The 14,185-nt window shown below is 56.1% G+C and carries 21 protein-coding genes and 1 tRNA gene; 7 read left to right on the top strand and 15 right to left on the bottom strand.

Annotated elements, in window-relative coordinates; all coding sequences use genetic code 11:
* Window positions 1-7: 7 nt before the first annotated feature.
* On the bottom strand, window positions 8-457 hold the full coding sequence (gene gspG, locus ACZZ0G_RS22395) for a type II secretion system major pseudopilin GspG (protein WP_463557547.1): 450 nt from the start codon (window positions 455-457) through the stop codon (window positions 8-10).
* A 146-nt stretch (window positions 458-603) separates the two neighbouring features.
* Here gspG and gspI point away from each other — a divergent pair, with 146 nt between their 5' ends.
* A complete protein-coding gene (gspI, locus tag ACZZ0G_RS22390; RefSeq protein WP_463557546.1) occupies window positions 604-990 on the top strand; it encodes a type II secretion system minor pseudopilin GspI in 387 nt (128 codons plus the stop codon).
* A gap of 6 nt (window positions 991-996) precedes the next feature.
* Here the strand turns inward: gspI and ACZZ0G_RS22385 are convergent, their stop codons facing one another.
* Window positions 997-1,428, bottom strand: coding sequence for a type II secretion system protein N (locus ACZZ0G_RS22385; protein ID WP_463557545.1), 432 nt, complete (start codon window positions 1,426-1,428; stop codon window positions 997-999).
* 114 nt (window positions 1,429-1,542) lie between these two features.
* Here ACZZ0G_RS22385 and gspH point away from each other — a divergent pair, with 114 nt between their 5' ends.
* From gspH to ACZZ0G_RS22370, 3 genes are all read left to right on the top strand, one after another.
* Window positions 1,543-2,004: a type II secretion system minor pseudopilin GspH gene (gspH, locus tag ACZZ0G_RS22380; RefSeq protein WP_463557544.1), complete on the top strand. Its 462-nt coding sequence runs from the start codon at window positions 1,543-1,545 to the stop codon at window positions 2,002-2,004.
* A complete protein-coding gene (locus ACZZ0G_RS22375; RefSeq protein ID WP_463557543.1) occupies window positions 2,001-2,612 on the top strand; it encodes a PulJ/GspJ family protein in 612 nt (203 codons plus the stop codon). The genes gspH and ACZZ0G_RS22375 overlap by 4 nt, the downstream gene beginning before the upstream one ends.
* A gap of 77 nt (window positions 2,613-2,689) precedes the next feature.
* Window positions 2,690-3,247 (top strand): NADAR family protein, encoded by a 558-nt coding sequence (locus ACZZ0G_RS22370; RefSeq protein ID WP_463557542.1) that lies wholly within the window; start codon window positions 2,690-2,692, stop codon window positions 3,245-3,247.
* 99 nt (window positions 3,248-3,346) lie between these two features.
* On the opposite strand, the gene ACZZ0G_RS22365 is transcribed toward ACZZ0G_RS22370, so the two are convergent.
* The 11 genes from ACZZ0G_RS22365 to thrS form a co-directional block, all read right to left on the bottom strand.
* Window positions 3,347-3,586, bottom strand: coding sequence for a YceK/YidQ family lipoprotein (locus ACZZ0G_RS22365; RefSeq protein ID WP_150729447.1), 240 nt, complete (start codon window positions 3,584-3,586; stop codon window positions 3,347-3,349).
* 98 nt (window positions 3,587-3,684) lie between these two features.
* Complete coding sequence (locus tag ACZZ0G_RS22360) at window positions 3,685-3,825, bottom strand: YceK/YidQ family lipoprotein (protein WP_254846346.1); 141 nt, start codon at window positions 3,823-3,825, stop codon at window positions 3,685-3,687.
* 522 nt (window positions 3,826-4,347) lie between these two features.
* Window positions 4,348-4,424, bottom strand: a tRNA-Pro gene (locus ACZZ0G_RS22355).
* 88 nt (window positions 4,425-4,512) lie between these two features.
* Window positions 4,513-4,869 (bottom strand): MerR family transcriptional regulator, encoded by a 357-nt coding sequence (locus ACZZ0G_RS22350; protein WP_003179985.1) that lies wholly within the window; start codon window positions 4,867-4,869, stop codon window positions 4,513-4,515.
* Window positions 4,850-5,152, bottom strand: a complete 303-nt coding sequence (gene ihfA / locus ACZZ0G_RS22345) for an integration host factor subunit alpha (RefSeq protein WP_002553164.1) — start codon at window positions 5,150-5,152, stop codon at window positions 4,850-4,852. The genes ACZZ0G_RS22350 and ihfA overlap by 20 nt, the downstream gene beginning before the upstream one ends.
* A 3-nt stretch (window positions 5,153-5,155) precedes the next feature.
* Window positions 5,156-7,534: a phenylalanine--tRNA ligase subunit beta gene (gene pheT, locus ACZZ0G_RS22340; RefSeq protein WP_463557541.1), complete on the bottom strand. Its 2,379-nt coding sequence runs from the start codon at window positions 7,532-7,534 to the stop codon at window positions 5,156-5,158.
* Window positions 7,535-7,560: 26 nt separating this feature from the next.
* Entirely contained in the window at window positions 7,561-8,577 is a 1,017-nt protein-coding gene (gene pheS / locus ACZZ0G_RS22335; RefSeq protein WP_127926600.1) for a phenylalanine--tRNA ligase subunit alpha, read from the bottom strand.
* A 109-nt stretch (window positions 8,578-8,686) separates the two neighbouring features.
* Window positions 8,687-9,043, bottom strand: coding sequence for a 50S ribosomal protein L20 (rplT, locus tag ACZZ0G_RS22330; RefSeq protein ID WP_007913489.1), 357 nt, complete (start codon window positions 9,041-9,043; stop codon window positions 8,687-8,689).
* A gap of 28 nt (window positions 9,044-9,071) precedes the next feature.
* On the bottom strand, window positions 9,072-9,266 hold the full coding sequence (rpmI, locus tag ACZZ0G_RS22325; protein ID WP_002553160.1) for a 50S ribosomal protein L35: 195 nt from the start codon (window positions 9,264-9,266) through the stop codon (window positions 9,072-9,074).
* Between the two features lie 60 nt (window positions 9,267-9,326).
* Window positions 9,327-9,878 carry a translation initiation factor IF-3 gene (gene infC, locus ACZZ0G_RS22320; RefSeq protein WP_170947229.1) on the bottom strand — a complete coding sequence of 184 codons (552 nt, stop codon included), beginning with the start codon at window positions 9,876-9,878 and terminating at the stop codon, window positions 9,327-9,329.
* Window positions 9,878-11,800 carry a threonine--tRNA ligase gene (gene thrS / locus ACZZ0G_RS22315; protein WP_007913488.1) on the bottom strand — a complete coding sequence of 641 codons (1,923 nt, stop codon included), beginning with the start codon at window positions 11,798-11,800 and terminating at the stop codon, window positions 9,878-9,880. Before thrS ends, infC begins: the two co-directional genes overlap by 1 nt.
* A 371-nt stretch (window positions 11,801-12,171) precedes the next feature.
* On the opposite strand from thrS, the gene ACZZ0G_RS22310 reads away from it, so the two are divergent.
* Together ACZZ0G_RS22310 and ACZZ0G_RS22305 are read left to right on the top strand one after the other, a co-directional pair.
* Window positions 12,172-12,474 (top strand): hypothetical protein, encoded by a 303-nt coding sequence (locus ACZZ0G_RS22310; RefSeq protein ID WP_463557540.1) that lies wholly within the window; start codon window positions 12,172-12,174, stop codon window positions 12,472-12,474.
* 288 nt (window positions 12,475-12,762) lie between these two features.
* Window positions 12,763-12,975, top strand: coding sequence for a cold-shock protein (locus tag ACZZ0G_RS22305; RefSeq protein ID WP_003179963.1), 213 nt, complete (start codon window positions 12,763-12,765; stop codon window positions 12,973-12,975).
* Between the two features lie 72 nt (window positions 12,976-13,047).
* Here ACZZ0G_RS22305 and ACZZ0G_RS22300 read toward each other — a convergent pair whose 3' ends face one another.
* Entirely contained in the window at window positions 13,048-13,365 is a 318-nt protein-coding gene (locus ACZZ0G_RS22300; RefSeq protein ID WP_397481403.1) for an I78 family peptidase inhibitor, read from the bottom strand.
* Between the two features lie 168 nt (window positions 13,366-13,533).
* Complete coding sequence (locus ACZZ0G_RS22295) at window positions 13,534-13,839, bottom strand: hypothetical protein (RefSeq protein WP_463557539.1); 306 nt, start codon at window positions 13,837-13,839, stop codon at window positions 13,534-13,536.
* A 131-nt stretch (window positions 13,840-13,970) separates the two neighbouring features.
* Here ACZZ0G_RS22295 and ACZZ0G_RS22290 point away from each other — a divergent pair, with 131 nt between their 5' ends.
* A complete protein-coding gene (locus tag ACZZ0G_RS22290; protein WP_122609013.1) occupies window positions 13,971-14,177 on the top strand; it encodes a hypothetical protein in 207 nt (68 codons plus the stop codon).
* The last annotated feature ends 8 nt before the right edge of the window (window positions 14,178-14,185 follow it).

Genomic DNA, 14,185 nt, shown 5'->3' with positions numbered 1-14,185 from the left:
GCCGCTCTCAGAGCTGCCAGGAACCAATATCGGCATTGACGTCGTCGCCGTCGGGTTGGCCGTCTGCGCCGAGGGAGAAGATGTCGATCTCACCGTTCGCGCCAGGATTGAGATAGTTGTAAGGACGACCCCACGGGTCGTTGGGCAAGCGCTCCAGGTAAGAGCGCCAGTTGCTGTTCTTCGCATCCGCCGGGCGCTCCACCAGCACTTTCAAGCCCTGATTCAGGGTCGGATAAGTGCCGTGGTCGAGGCGGTAAAGTTTGAGCGCCTGCATCAGGCCGGCGATGTCTTGTTTCGCCGCAGTGGCTCGGGCCTGATCAGGTCGGTCGAGCACCTTGGGCACGACCATCGCAGCCAGAATGCCGAGGATGACTACCACCACCATGATCTCGATCAGGGTAAAACCCTGCTGGCCTCGACGGCCTGCGGACTGAGATTTGACGCGCGCGAAATCCATTTCAACCTTCCTTGGCATGATTACATTCGGCGCGCAGTGTAACAAAAGCCAGTCATCGTACAACAATCATTAACGCACTGTTTTTCTGCACATTCGCCAAAGGACGGGTGTTATTCTGCGGGCCGGTTTCAACCGCAGAGACAAGCATGGAAGCGTTGCCCAAGGAGCGAGGTTTCACCCTCATCGAGGTTCTGGTGGCCTTGGCAATCATCGCCGTGGCCATGTCTGCGGCCGTTCGCGTTGCGGGCCTGATGACCCAGAGCAATGGCCTGTTGCGTGATCGCTCGATCGCTTTGCTGGCGGCGCAGACCCGGCTCGCCGAACTGCGTCTGGAGGGAGATTTTGCCCCGGGACAGAAAACCTTCGAGTGTGATCAAGGTCGCCTGCAACTGCGCTGTGATCAACGCATGACCCCGAGCACCGATGGACGACTGATGCGCGTGACGCTGCTGGTTTCCGATCGCGAACGTCAGGCGCCACCCCTGGCGCGACTCGAAACCTTACTCGGCCGGCCGCAGGAAAAGCGCCAATGACGCTGCTCAGGGTCGAGTCAACCGAGGCAGCGACGGGGAGTCTGGCAGCGTGCTGACTTTTAATCGGCTCTGTTCTGCGCCACGCTCAATGACCACCGCATCCTGTTCAATGGCTATCACGCGCACCCCCTGGGTCAGGCGATCACCCACCAGAAAACTGCGCGGCGGACCGTCGTTGAGACTTAGAATCGCCACCGCAGCGTGCGCCCCTGCCAGCACTCCGGAAACTTTGATATCCAACGGTGCCGGCTGGTTGGAAAACCACTGCAAAGCCGCTGTGTCGGCGCGCGTCGGCAGCACTTGGGGGTCCATCGCCGGAACGTGGGATTGTGCCGGCGTCAGCAACAGCGCAGACCAGAACAGTCCCCCTGCCAGTGCAGCGATCAGCGCCGCCGATTGCACAAGCTGCGTTGCGGATAAGCGAAAAGTAAATGCCAAGACCCAACCTCCCTGTTGTCTTGCGTCGCAGTCTACAGGACAACATTCGCTTTTCTATCGGGATTGATGGTTCGAATCCGCCAGGATGGATTCACAACGAAGGAACGTTGCGGTATGACCAAGGACAGACAAACAGGCTTCACCCTCATCGAGTTGATGGTGGTGTTGATCATCATCGGCATTGCCAGCGCCGCCGTCAGCCTGAGTATCAAGCCTGACCCGGCGCAACTGCTGCGCAAGGACGCCAATCGCTTGATCCAGTTGCTGCAAATCGCCCATGCCGAAGCCCTGGCCGATGGACGCCCGATCACTTGGCTGGCGGACAAAAACGGCTTTCGTTTCAGTCGTCGCAATGAACAAGGCTCCGGCTTCGATCACTTTCTCGCCGATCCGCAACTGCGCCCTCGTCATTGGGAAACGCCGTCAATGAAGGTGCAAGTGACACCCAGGCAGCCGCTGATACTGAATGCCGAGTGGTTCGATTCACCCGTGCAACTGCAACTCTCGGACGGCCAGAACACGCTCACCGTGCAACGCACAGCCACGGGCAAATTGACCTTGGCCAATCAACCATGAATAGCCGGCAAGAGGGTTTTACCCTGATCGAAGTGATGGTCGCGATCATGCTCATGGCGATCGTCAGCCTGATCGCCTGGCGCGGTCTGGACAGCGTGACCCGCGCCGACACGCACCTGCAGGCGAGCACCGAACACACCGAAGCGCTGCTGCGCACGCTGCATCAACTGGAACGAGATATCGCCTTGCGCGCCAGCATCGAACTGCGCGAACCACTGTTGAACGACAACGATGACGAACGATCCGAGCAGCCAGCGGCAATCAGCGTGCGCAGCGCCGACGACCAGAGCTTTCGTCTTGACGTGATCCGCAGTGCAGTCACCTCGCAGAATGGCTTGCAGCGCGTGCGCTGGTGGTTGAAAGATCAAACCCTGTACCGCGCCGCCGCCACGCCACGTGATCGCTACCCACTGCCTGCGCCGAAACAGGCAGTGGCGGTGCTCGACAGCATCAGCGACCTGCAAGTACGCGTCTGGGAACCGCAGATGGGGTGGCGTCAGCTCAGCGGCAACCGCAAAGAGAACCCACAAGGCCTGGAAATCCGCCTGACCCGGCAGACGCCTCAAGGCGAAGAACACTACCGCCAGGTATTGGGCCCACTGGATTAGTCTCTGGGCGATATTGCGTATTGCCCTGACACGCACAGCGACTGTAACGTCGAAAGTCAGTTACCGAGGAAATCTCATTGCACGACTCTAAACTTCTCGAAGATCTACGCGCTCGCTTCAACGCTGGAGAGCCTCTGGATTTCACCTTTTTCTGGGGACACCAGCGAAGCAAAAGCGCCGTCACGGCTTCGTGCTTCAGCCAGTGGTACGAAGCCGAATTCGTTGTCGAGGGGCAACGCTACCCGACAGCCGAACACTTCATGATGGCCGAGAAGGCAGCGTTGTTCGACGATCAGGAAGTTCGTGCACAAGTGCTGCTGGCCCCCACGCCAAACGCAGCCAAAGCCCTCGGTCGCAAGGTGCGCGGTTTCAACGACCCACTCTGGCTGCAACACCGATACGACATCGTCGCCCAGGCAAACCAAGCCAAGTTCTCCCAAAACCCGGAGCTGGACGAATACCTGATGCGCACTGGATCTCGGGTCATTGTCGAAGCGAGCCCGGTTGATGCCATTTGGGGAATTGGGCTCGCACAAGATCACGCAGATGTGAACAATCCGAATCTGTGGAAAGGCCTGAATCTTTTGGGGTTTGCACTGATGCAGGTTCGGGACGGCAGGATCGGATCGTCCTGAGTTTTACCGGCGGTGGCGTCAGAAACGAAAAAAGCCTTGGCGTGTGCCAAGGCTTTTCTAAGGGAGTTTTACATTACTTTGGATTGCACTACCCACAAGTCAGAAATTGCAGGTGTATTGATATTCGAAGGGGAAGAATACGGTATCGACCACCAATGAAAATGGCGCGTCGATCAATAAAAAGGGAATCAACTTGCCTTTGGATGTACCGACCAACCACCAGTCGAGCCGAACACCGATGTAAGGACATCGATGCTTGTCATAATCCATCCGCATGGCCGTTGCTGCACAGCCGCTTGAACTGGCGATCAACGCCAGTAACATCAGTTTGCGAAACACTTAATATCCTTATTAGTTGTTGATGCTGAGCTGCGTAAACGGGGTTGCAGATGACTTTCCCTCTACGACTGGCCACTCACACAATGAATTCCTCGCCATCAGTACCAACAAAAAGGTAGTGAAACGGTATCCGCCACGAAGGTGAAAGGTAAGTCGATAAGTGCGAAAGGACCGATAAACTGCGCAAGCTGATACTCAGCCTCAAGCCCGTCGTAGCAATCATAACGTCCATAGGTCACAGCCCCGAGCCATGCGCAGCCTGTGAGTTGTGACGAGACCAATAGCAAAATGAGCTTCCGTAGCACGGTATGTCCTTATAACCTTCTGATGTCCGGGGTGTAGACGCTATCGCGAAAAGTGAGTCACCCTCTCCATGGCTTACTCACCCAGAAAAGTACTGATACTTCTCTTTGGGTGAAGTAGCGCCCTACGCCGACTACCGAGGACGATCGTAAGGACAATGAGAGATCTCAACCAGATTGGAATTGGCAAGATGCATGAAGCACGCAGGCGAGGATGCAGATCTGATGGACTTTATTGATTTTCTGGGAAACCTTTGCAGCGCATTCAGTAACTATCAAGGCTATGAAAAGCCTCGCCGGGTTTTTACCCGAAGATTCGTTGCGTTCTGCGTATTTGTGGCTGTGTTTGAGCTGATTGCGCTGAACCTGTACTACGCATAAAACGGGATGCCCCCCGCAAAAGTCCCTACGCATGAAAAAGCCCAACTCGCGAAAGTTGGGCTAAGTCATTGAGTTATATGGTCGGGACGGAGTGATTCGAACACTCGACCCCTAGCACCCCATGCTAGTGCGCTACCGGACTGCGCTACGCCCCGACTGGTTTTGCAACTGCTCTTCACCTCGAAGAACGCTCAAGAATATAGCGCAAGCTTTTGAAAACTGGAAGTATTCAAACGCTGCTTTTTATTTCTTGAGAACCACCAGTACATCTTCCAACTCGGCAATCATCTGCCGAATCATCTGCTTGTATTGGGTCGTGTCGTCTTTGGCTTCATCGCCGGATAGACGCAAGCGCGCACCGCCGATAGTGAAACCCTGATCGTAAAGGAGCGCGCGGATCTGCCGGATCATCAGCACGTCTTGGCGCTGATAATACCGGCGGTTTCCGCGGCGTTTGACGGGGTTGAGTTGAGGAAACTCCTGCTCCCAGTAGCGCAGCACGTGTGGCTTTACAGCACACAGCTCGCTGACTTCACCAATGGTGAAGTAGCGTTTGCCCGGGATGACGGGTAGTTCGTCGTTATGACTTGGTTCCAGCATAAGCCTCAACTCGGGCCTTCAACTTCTGCCCTGGACGAAAGGTGACCACACGGCGAGCCGTGATCGGGATTTCTTCCCCCGTTTTCGGGTTGCGGCCAGGCCGCTGGCGTTTGTCCCGAAGGTCGAAATTGCCGAAACCGGACAATTTGACCTGCTCGTTGTCTTCAAGAGCGTGCCTGATTTCCTCGAAAAACAGTTCGACCAATTCCTTGGCTTCCCGCTTGTTCAGGCCCAGCTCTTCATACAGACGTTCCGCCATCTCAGCTTTCGTCAAAGCCCCCATACGTCACTTCCTTAACGTGGCGTTCAACCTTTGTTCGAGCGAGGTGAGGATATTTTGCGTCGTCGAATTCACCTCATCGTCATTAAGAGTGCGCGATGGATGCTGCCAGGTCAAGCCAACTGCAAGGCTTTTTCTATCAGGATCAATACCTTTACCCTGATACACGTCAAACAGCCTGAGATCTGTGAGCCATTCGCCTGCATTTTCACGGATTACGTCCAGTACGGCTGCGGACGCGACGTCTTTGTGCGCAATCAGTGCAAGGTCACGACGCACTTCAGGAAAGCGCGACAACTCGTGGAATTTCGGCATTTTACCGAGTGCCACTTCAGCCAGAACCAGCTCGAAAACGAAGACTGGACGATCCAGACCCAGAGCTTTCGACAATTCCGGGTGGATGGCGCCGATGAAACCGACTTCACGCCCTTCGCGCTCGATGCGCGCGGTTTGACCCGGGTGCAGCGCCGGGTGTTTGCCAGGAGCGAAAGTGAACGAATCCAGTGCACCGGCAAAGCCCAGCACGGCCTCCACGTCAGCTTTGACGTCGAAGAAATCGACCGTGTCGCGACCTTGCGCCCAGCCTTCCGGCAGACGGCTACCGCACACCACACCGGACAGCATCGGCTCTTGCTTCAGGCCTTCCAGCTGACCGACGAAGCGCAGACCGCTTTCGAACAGACGCACGCGATCCTGCTGACGGTTCAGGTTGTGCTGCAACGCTTTGACCAAGCCAGGCCACAGCGACGAACGCATGGCAGCCATGTCATTGGAGATCGGATTGGCCAGCAACAGCGGCTCGACGCCCGGGTTGAACAGTTCGAACTGACGCGGATCGATGAAGCTGTATGTGATCGCTTCCTGATAACCACGCGCCACCAGCAGACGGCGCAGTTCCGGCAGATCGCTACGCGCTTCTGCTTTGGCTTGCGGCGCCAGACGCGCTTGCGGGTAACGAACCGGCAGACGGTTGTAACCGTACAGACGGGCCAGTTCTTCGATCAGATCGACTTCCAGGCTGATGTCGAAGCGATGGCTTGGCACTTCTACGCGCCACTGGCCTTCACCGTCGGCAGTAATGCCCAGACCCAGGCCACCAAGCAAACGCTCGACCTGGGCGGAATCCATTTCCATACCAAGCATCTGGGTAATGCGCTGGGAACGCAGGGTGATCGGTGCGATCGACGGCAGATGCTGCTCGCTGACGGTCTCGATGATCGGGCCGGCTTCGCCGCCAGTGATTTCCAGCAGCAGGCCAGTGGCGCGCTCCATGGCTTCACGGGCCAGTTGCCAGTCAACGCCACGCTCGTAGCGGTGCGACGCATCGGTGTGCAGGCCGTAGGAACGAGCCTTGCCCGCCACAGCGATCTGGTCGAAGAACGCACTTTCCAAGAATACATCGCGAGTGGTCGCGGAAACACCGCTGTGCTCGCCGCCCATTACACCGGCAATCGCCAGAGCGCGGGTGTGGTCGGCAATCACCAGCGTATCGCTGCGCAGACTGACTTCCTGACCGTCGAGCAGCACCAGCTTCTCGCCCTCTTCCGCCATGCGCACACGGATGCCGCCATTGATTTCGGCGAGATCAAAGGCGTGCAGCGGTTGACCCAGTTCGAGCATCACATAGTTGGTGATGTCGACGGCAGCGTCGATGCTGCGCACGTCGGCGCGGCGCAGACGTTCAACCATCCACAGCGGCGTCGGCATGGACAGGTCAACGTTACGGATCACGCGGCCCAGGTAACGTGGGCACGCGGCAGGCGCCAGCACTTCTACCGAACGCACTTCGTCGTGCACGGCAGGAATGGCCATGACCACCGGACGGGTGACCGGCGCGTCGTACAGCGCGCCGACTTCACGGGCCAGACCGGCCAGGGACAGGCAGTCGCCGCGGTTCGGGGTCAGGTCGACCTCGATGCTGGCGTCTTCCAGATCCAGATAAACACGGAAATCTTCGCCCACCGGCGCATCGGCCGGCAGCTCCATCAGACCGTCATTGCCTTCACCGACCTGCAGCTCAGATTGCGAGCAGAGCATGCCGTTGGACTCAACGCCACGCAGCTTGGCTTTCTTGATTTTGAAGTCGCCCGGCAGCTCAGCGCCAATCATGGCGAACGGAATCTTCAGGCCCGGACGCACGTTTGGCGCACCGCACACGACCTGGAAAGTTTCCGCGCCATTGCTAACCTGGCACACGCGCAACTTGTCGGCGTCAGGATGCTGCTCGGTGCTCAGCACCTCGCCCACCACCACGCCACTGAATACACCGGCGGCCGGGGTAACGCTATCGACCTCAAGGCCGGCCATCGACAGACGAGCAACCAGCTCATCGCGATTTACCTGCGGGCTAACCCAGCCACGCAGCCATTGTTCACTGAATTTCATCCTGCTCTCCTAAGAATTCGTTACGACTAGCGAAATTGCGCGAGGAACCGCAAGTCGTTGTCGAAGAACAGACGCAAGTCGTTCACGCCGTAACGGAGCATGGCCAGACGCTCGACGCCCATACCGAAGGCAAAACCGGAGAACTCTTCCGGATCGATGCCGGACATACGCAGCACGTTCGGGTGAACCATGCCGCAGCCCATCACTTCCAGCCAGCCGGTCTGCTTGCAGACGCGGCAGCCTTTACCGCTGCACATCACGCATTCCATATCGACTTCAGCGGATGGCTCGGTGAACGGGAAGTACGAAGGACGGAAACGTACGGCCAACTCTTTCTCGAAGAACACCCGCAGGAATTCTTCGATGGTGCCTTTGAGGTCGGCAAAATTGATGTCGCGATCGACCAGCAGGCCTTCGACCTGATGGAACATCGGCGAGTGGGTGATATCGGAGTCACTGCGATACACGCGGCCTGGGCAGACGATGCGGATCGGCGGCTGCTTCGATTCCATGGTGCGGACCTGTACCGGCGAGGTATGGGTGCGCAGCAGCATGTTGGCGTTGAAATAGAAGGTGTCATGCATCGACCGGGCCGGGTGATGGCCTGGGATGTTGAGCGCTTCGAAGTTGTGATAGTCGTCTTCGACCTCAGGGCCTTCGGCAATGCCGTAGCCGATGCGGGTGAAGAACTGCTCCACACGTTCCAGAGTCCGGGTCACCGGATGCAGACCACCGGAGGTCTGACCACGGCCCGGCAACGTCACGTCAATGGATTCGGCAGACAGTTTGGCAGCCAGTTCGGCTTCTTCAAACACAGCCATGCGCGCATTGAGAACGCCTGTGACACGCTCCTTGGCAACGTTGATCAGGGCGCCGACTTGCGGACGCTCTTCTGCCGGCAAATTCCCCAGGGTCTTCATCACCTGAGTCAATTCACCCTTCTTGCCAAGGTATTGAACCCGGATTTGCTCCAGGGCATTGATATCTTCAGCGCTTTGCACAGCCTCTAGTGCTTGAGAGACCAGCGCATCCAGGTTTTCCATGTACAGACTCCAGATACAAAATAGGGGAAGAGCTTGAAGGCTCTTCCCCTATTTAAGACGTTTACCACCTGACCCCACGGAAATGAGGCCGGGTGATTGTCGGGGGTACTTAAGCCAAGGTGGCTTTAGCTTTCTCGACAATCGCAGCAAACACCGCTTTTTCGTTCACTGCCAGATCAGCCAGAACCTTACGGTCGATCTCGATGGACGCTTTTTTCAGGCCAGCGATGAAACGGCTGTAGGACAGACCGTTAACACGAGCACCAGCATTGATACGAGCGATCCACAGAGCGCGGAACTGACGTTTTTTCTGACGACGGTCACGGTAGGCGTATTGGCCTGCCTTGATTACCGCTTGCTTGGCAACACGGAATACGCGGGAGCGTGCGCCGTAGTAGCCTTTAGCAAGTTTCAGAATTTTTTTGTGACGCTTACGGGCAATGACGCCACGCTTTACACGAGCCATGAGTTACTTCCTCTATTCTTGACTAAAATTAACGAAGGCGCAGCATGCGCTCGACTTTTGCCACGTCAGACGGATGCAGCAAGCTGCTACCGCGCAGTTGACGCTTACGCTTGGTCGACATTTTAGTCAGGATGTGGCTCTTGAAAGCGTGCTTGTGCTTGATACCGTTAGCAGTTTTCAGAAACCGCTTAGCAGCACCACTTTTGGTTTTCATTTTTGGCATGTTCGGATACTCCGCATTCAGTTGATAAACATAATCAGAAGGCCTGCCGTGCCCTGTTGATTACTTCTTCTTTTTCGGGGCGATGACCATGATCAGCTGGCGTCCTTCCATCTTAGGATGCTGTTCGACCGAACCGTACTCGAGCAGGTCAGCTTCAACCCGCTTGAGGAGTTCCATCCCCAGCTCCTGGTGGGCCATCTCACGGCCGCGGAATCGCAAGGATACCTTGGCCCTGTCCCCATCACTCAGGAAACGTACCAGGTTGCGCAGTTTTACCTGGTAATCCCCTTCCTCCGTCCCTGGACGAAACTTGATTTCTTTAACCTGAATCTGCTTCTGGTTCTTCTTGGCCGCGGCAACCTGCTTCTTCTTCTCGAAGATCGATTTGCCGTAGTCCATCAGTTTGCAAACAGGGGGTACTGCATCGGCGGAAATTTCCACCAAATCCAGTTTGGCCTCTTCAGCCTTAAGAAGCGCGTCTTCAATTGACACAATCCCAAGCTGTTCACCTTCAGCCCCAATTAACCGAACCTCGCGTGCCGAGATATTCTCGTTGATCGGGGCTTTCGGTGCAGCTCGTTTATCTTGTCTCATTTCACGCTTAATAATAATTACTCCGAATCTGGGCGACCACGCCGGGAAACCGCTTGCGCGAGAAACTCAGCGAACTGGGCGACGGGCATCGAGCCCAGGTCAGCACCTTCACGAGTACGCACAGCGACAGTCTGCATCTCGACTTCCTTATCTCCGATTACCAAGAGATAGGGAACCTTGAGCAAAGTATGCTCGCGGATTTTAAAGCCGATCTTTTCATTTCTCAAGTCGGACTTGGCACGAAATCCGCTTTCGTTGAGAGTTTTTTCAACTTCTGCAACAAAATCTGCCTGTTTATCAGTGATATTCATGATCACCGCCTGGGTTGGCGCGAGCCACGCAGGGAATGCACCTTCATAGTGCTCGATCAAAATACCGACGAAACGCTCGAAGGAACCGAGGATCGCACGGTGCAACATTACTGGGTGTTTGCGGCTGTTGTCTTCAGAGACGTATTCAGCGCCCAAACGGACAGGCAGGTTAAAATCGAGCTGCAGAGTACCACATTGCCAGACCCGACCAAGGCAGTCTTTCAGCGAGAACTCTATCTTCGGACCGTAGAACGCACCCTCACCCGGCTGCAGATCGTACGGCAGGCCCGCAGAATCAAGGGCTGCAGCCAATGCGGCTTCAGCGCGATCCCACAATTCGTCGGAACCGACGCGTTTTTCCGGACGAGTGGACAGTTTCATCTCGACATCGGTAAAGCCGAAGTCACGATAAACATCCATCGTCAGTTTGATGAACGCAGCGGATTCAGCCTGCATCTGCTCTTCTGTGCAGAAGATGTGGGCGTCGTCCTGAGTGAACGCACGCACGCGCATGATGCCGTGCAGCGCACCCGACGGCTCGTTACGGTGGCAAGCACCGAACTCAGCCAGACGCATCGGCAGCTCGCGGTAGCTCTTCAGGCCTTGATTGAACACCTGCACGTGGCATGGGCAGTTCATCGGCTTGATGGCGTAATCGCGGTTTTCCGACTGCGTGGTGAACATGTTGTCGGCGTAGTTGGCCCAGTGCCCGGATTTCTCCCACAGGCTGCGGTCAACGACTTGAGGGGTCTTGATCTCAAGGTAGCCGTTGTCGCGCTGGATCTTGCGCATGTACTGCTCGAGCACCTGATACAGAGTCCAGCCGTTCGGGTGCCAGAACACCATGCCCGGGGATTCTTCCTGGGTGTGGAACAGGCCCAGACGCTTGCCGATCTTGCGGTGATCGCGCTTTTCAGCTTCTTCAATGCGCTGGATGTAAGCTGCCAGCTGCTTCTTGTCTGCCCAAGCGGTGCCGTAAACGCGCTGCAATTGCTCGTTCTTGGCGTCGCCACGCCAGTAGGCGCCCGACAGCTTGGTCAGTTTGAAGGATTTCAGGAAGCGAGTATTCGGCACGTGCGGACCACGGCACATGTCGACATATTCTTCGTGATAATACAGGCCCATGGCCTGCTCGTTCGGCATGTCTTCGACCAGACGCAGCTTGTAGTCTTCGCCACGAGCCTTGAACACTTCGATCACTTCGGCGCGCGGAGTGACCTTCTTGATGACGTCGTAATCTTTTTCGATCAGCTGCTGCATGCGCTGTTCGATAGCGGCCATATCGTCAGGAGTGAAAGGACGTTCGAAGGCGATATCGTAATAGAAGCCTTCGTCGATGACCGGCCCGATGACCATTTTCGCAGTCGGGTACAGCTGCTTGACCGCATGGCCAACCAGGTGAGCGCAAGAGTGGCGAATGATCTCCAGCCCCTCTTCATCCTTTGGCGTGATGATTTGCAGGGTCGCGTCGCTGCTGATGATGTCGCTGGCGTCGACCAGTTGGCCATTGACCTTGCCGGCCAAGGTGGCTTTGGCCAGACCGGCACCAATGGATGCGGCGACCTCGGCTACGGAAACCGGGTGATCGAATGAACGTTGACTGCCGTCGGGAAGAGTAATAGTTGGCATGGCGCCTCCTCTCCTAGTGGTGACCCCTACCAAAGGTCACGTGGGTTGGGATGAGCCAGTACAAGATCCGATCCAGGCCATTCAATGACGAACGCCTGCCTTACAGCGGCAGGAGCCTTGCGGCCAACCGGAAAACCGAACCAGAGTGACTGGGATTCAAATCGAAATATTCGCACGTCGACCGCTGCCGAGACTGTAGGTCATCCGGAGCCTGAGAACGCTTGAGCCCGGCATGCTAGCACAGATGAGCGGTCACTTATGCCTCTGTTTGATCACAAGGCAAATCGTCTGTTTTTATGCCAGAGTGCTGAACTTGATTGACCTTTCAGCCCTCAGATAACAAGACATTGACCCACAAGGAGCATCCTCGCATGCGTCTGAATACCCTGTTCGCCGTAGTCGCCCCTATCCTTATGCTGCTGCCGCTGAGTGCCCACGCCGACTGGCCGAAGGGCGAGCGCGAGAAGTACATGGCCCAGTGCACCCAGGCGGCGACTCCGCAAATTGGCGCTGCTGCGGCCAAATCGCACTGCGCTTGTGGCGCTGATGCCATCAAGTCTTATCCTGCAGCCGACATTCAGGCGCTGATGGACAATAAGGCCACCCCTGAACTGCAACAGAAAGCGCTCGGTCAGATTGCCAAATGCAAGGCAAATACCCCGGCGAAAAAGTGAGAAAAAAAGCGTTCTGATTCGGCTCAGCGCCCCTGAAAAGGGCTGAATTTGAGCCTTTTCAGACGATTTATGCAGGTTTTACAGGTTTTTTTATTGTCTTTACGTTCCGCGCAAAGCCTTGTAAACCGGGGCTTTCAGCCGAAATTGGCAGTAAAGAAAACACGACTGATTGGCAAACAGCACGTCCGGGGGGCTACCAAAGCGAACATTTCGACTATGATACCCGGGTGTGCCCAGTTGGCCTGAGCAGCACAGTACTGAAAAATATATGTTTCTTGGAGATACACCATGTCTAATCGCCAAACCGGCACCGTTAAGTGGTTCAACGATGAAAAAGGCTTCGGCTTCATCACTCCTCAAGGTGGCGGTGACGACCTGTTCGTACACTTCAAAGCTATCGAATCCGACGGTTTCAAAAGCCTGAAAGAAGGCCAGACCGTCTCTTTCGTGGCTGAGAAAGGCCAAAAGGGTATGCAAGCTGCACAGGTTCGCCCAGAGTAATTTCTGCGCGCACTAAAAAAACCCCGTCCATGTGACGGGGTTTTTTATGTCTGCAACAAAAGCCTTCGCTAATCAGCCGCAGCTGACACGAGTGATCACCAGGTTGTTGTCGGTGTTCAGATTCAAGCGATCGGAGCGGTACTCGAGCGTGATCATGTCGTCCGGCTTGAGGAAGCGGGCATTCTGCGCCCCGGCTTTGTTGCGCGCCTGCTCCAGAAGCTCCGGCGAAGCTTTCTTGCCGATGGCGAACTGCGCCGCCGATGCTTCACAGCGGCTGTGACCGGCTTCGGTCGCCGCAGATTCCTTTGCCGACTCGCTGGAGGTCGTGCTGCAACCGGCCAACATCACAGCGGCCATAAGTGCACCCAGTGTCGCGAACTTCAAAGGCATGAAGCCTCCTTGTTTTCAAAATGGTTAAGCTGAGATCGTGCGACCGCCATTCCAGTGATTGGTTTCACGGCCAAGGCCATCACCCTGCCCCACGATAGAAAAACGCCGAGTGTGCCTGAGCGGCACGCGTCACTTCTTCAATCAATCGTGACTGAATATTAATGGCGTTCAGTAAACGTCGATGTAGTCATACGGCGGATTCGGCCAGTTATCCTTCAGTGCGTTGAAAATCTGCATCACCCACACCTCGTCACTGGCCGCGACGTTGCCCACGTAACCCGAGCCCTTGGCCCAGGTTTCCAGGCGAAACAACAGGCCATCGATATCCTGCCCGCCGGTGATACCCGAAGAGATGTAGACGATACCGCCCTTGGTCACGCGCAGTTGCGTGTGTTCGTCATCGCTGGCCGAAGCGAGCAACTGGCGCACTGCGTCGAGCGTGAGGCCGTCAGGGGTGTTCAAATCGATCTGCACAGCACGATCCTTGGAAAGCCTTAAAAGACCAAGTGTCGCATAGCGCTCCGTTCATGCCTAAGTCGCAGTGCCAAATGCCCGACAAAATGGTTAACTCAAACCCAAGATCTTCCGACTTTTCGAGCGCTCTCATGACCACCATCAGCATCGACGCCGCCATTAATGCCAAATGGGCAGACGGACACAGCTCCTACAGCCCGGGAACCACCGAAGAACTGGCGCTGATTGGTATCGATCTTTTGGTCAAGGAACTGGGCACTGAAGCGGCCAAGCAATTCATCAAGCAGATTTTCGAGCGCTACCCGACCGAACAAGCCGAGAACACTGAGAGGGTGTAAAACCCGCA

Source organism: Pseudomonas sp. AC169, assembly GCF_979258515.1.
Note: the sequence above shows the minus strand (reverse complement) of the source record. Positions and strands in the feature narration are given on the sequence as shown.

What these genes read in the sequence shown, in the direction of transcription:
- gspG (WP_463557547.1), bottom strand. Translation starts at nt 457, where the DNA reads ATGGATTTCGCGCGCGTCAAATCTCAGTCCGCAGGCCGTCGAGGCCAG.
- gspI (WP_463557546.1), top strand. Translation starts at nt 604, where the DNA reads ATGGAAGCGTTGCCCAAGGAGCGAGGTTTCACCCTCATCGAGGTTCTG.
- gspH (WP_463557544.1), top strand. Translation starts at nt 1,543, where the DNA reads ATGACCAAGGACAGACAAACAGGCTTCACCCTCATCGAGTTGATGGTG.
- ACZZ0G_RS22375 (WP_463557543.1), top strand. Translation starts at nt 2,001, where the DNA reads ATGAATAGCCGGCAAGAGGGTTTTACCCTGATCGAAGTGATGGTCGCG.
- ACZZ0G_RS22350 (WP_003179985.1), bottom strand. Translation starts at nt 4,869, where the DNA reads ATGCTGGAACCAAGTCATAACGACGAACTACCCGTCATCCCGGGCAAA.
- ihfA (WP_002553164.1), bottom strand. Translation starts at nt 5,152, where the DNA reads ATGGGGGCTTTGACGAAAGCTGAGATGGCGGAACGTCTGTATGAAGAG.
- pheT (WP_463557541.1), bottom strand. Translation starts at nt 7,534, where the DNA reads ATGAAATTCAGTGAACAATGGCTGCGTGGCTGGGTTAGCCCGCAGGTA.
- pheS (WP_127926600.1), bottom strand. Translation starts at nt 8,577, where the DNA reads ATGGAAAACCTGGATGCGCTGGTCTCTCAAGCACTAGAGGCTGTGCAA.
- rplT (WP_007913489.1), bottom strand. Translation starts at nt 9,043, where the DNA reads ATGGCTCGTGTAAAGCGTGGCGTCATTGCCCGTAAGCGTCACAAAAAA.
- rpmI (WP_002553160.1), bottom strand. Translation starts at nt 9,266, where the DNA reads ATGCCAAAAATGAAAACCAAAAGTGGTGCTGCTAAGCGGTTTCTGAAA.
- thrS (WP_007913488.1), bottom strand. Translation starts at nt 11,800, where the DNA reads ATGCCAACTATTACTCTTCCCGACGGCAGTCAACGTTCATTCGATCAC.
- ACZZ0G_RS22310 (WP_463557540.1), top strand. Translation starts at nt 12,172, where the DNA reads ATGCGTCTGAATACCCTGTTCGCCGTAGTCGCCCCTATCCTTATGCTG.
- ACZZ0G_RS22305 (WP_003179963.1), top strand. Translation starts at nt 12,763, where the DNA reads ATGTCTAATCGCCAAACCGGCACCGTTAAGTGGTTCAACGATGAAAAA.
- ACZZ0G_RS22300 (WP_397481403.1), bottom strand. Translation starts at nt 13,365, where the DNA reads ATGCCTTTGAAGTTCGCGACACTGGGTGCACTTATGGCCGCTGTGATG.
- ACZZ0G_RS22290 (WP_122609013.1), top strand. Translation starts at nt 13,971, where the DNA reads ATGACCACCATCAGCATCGACGCCGCCATTAATGCCAAATGGGCAGAC.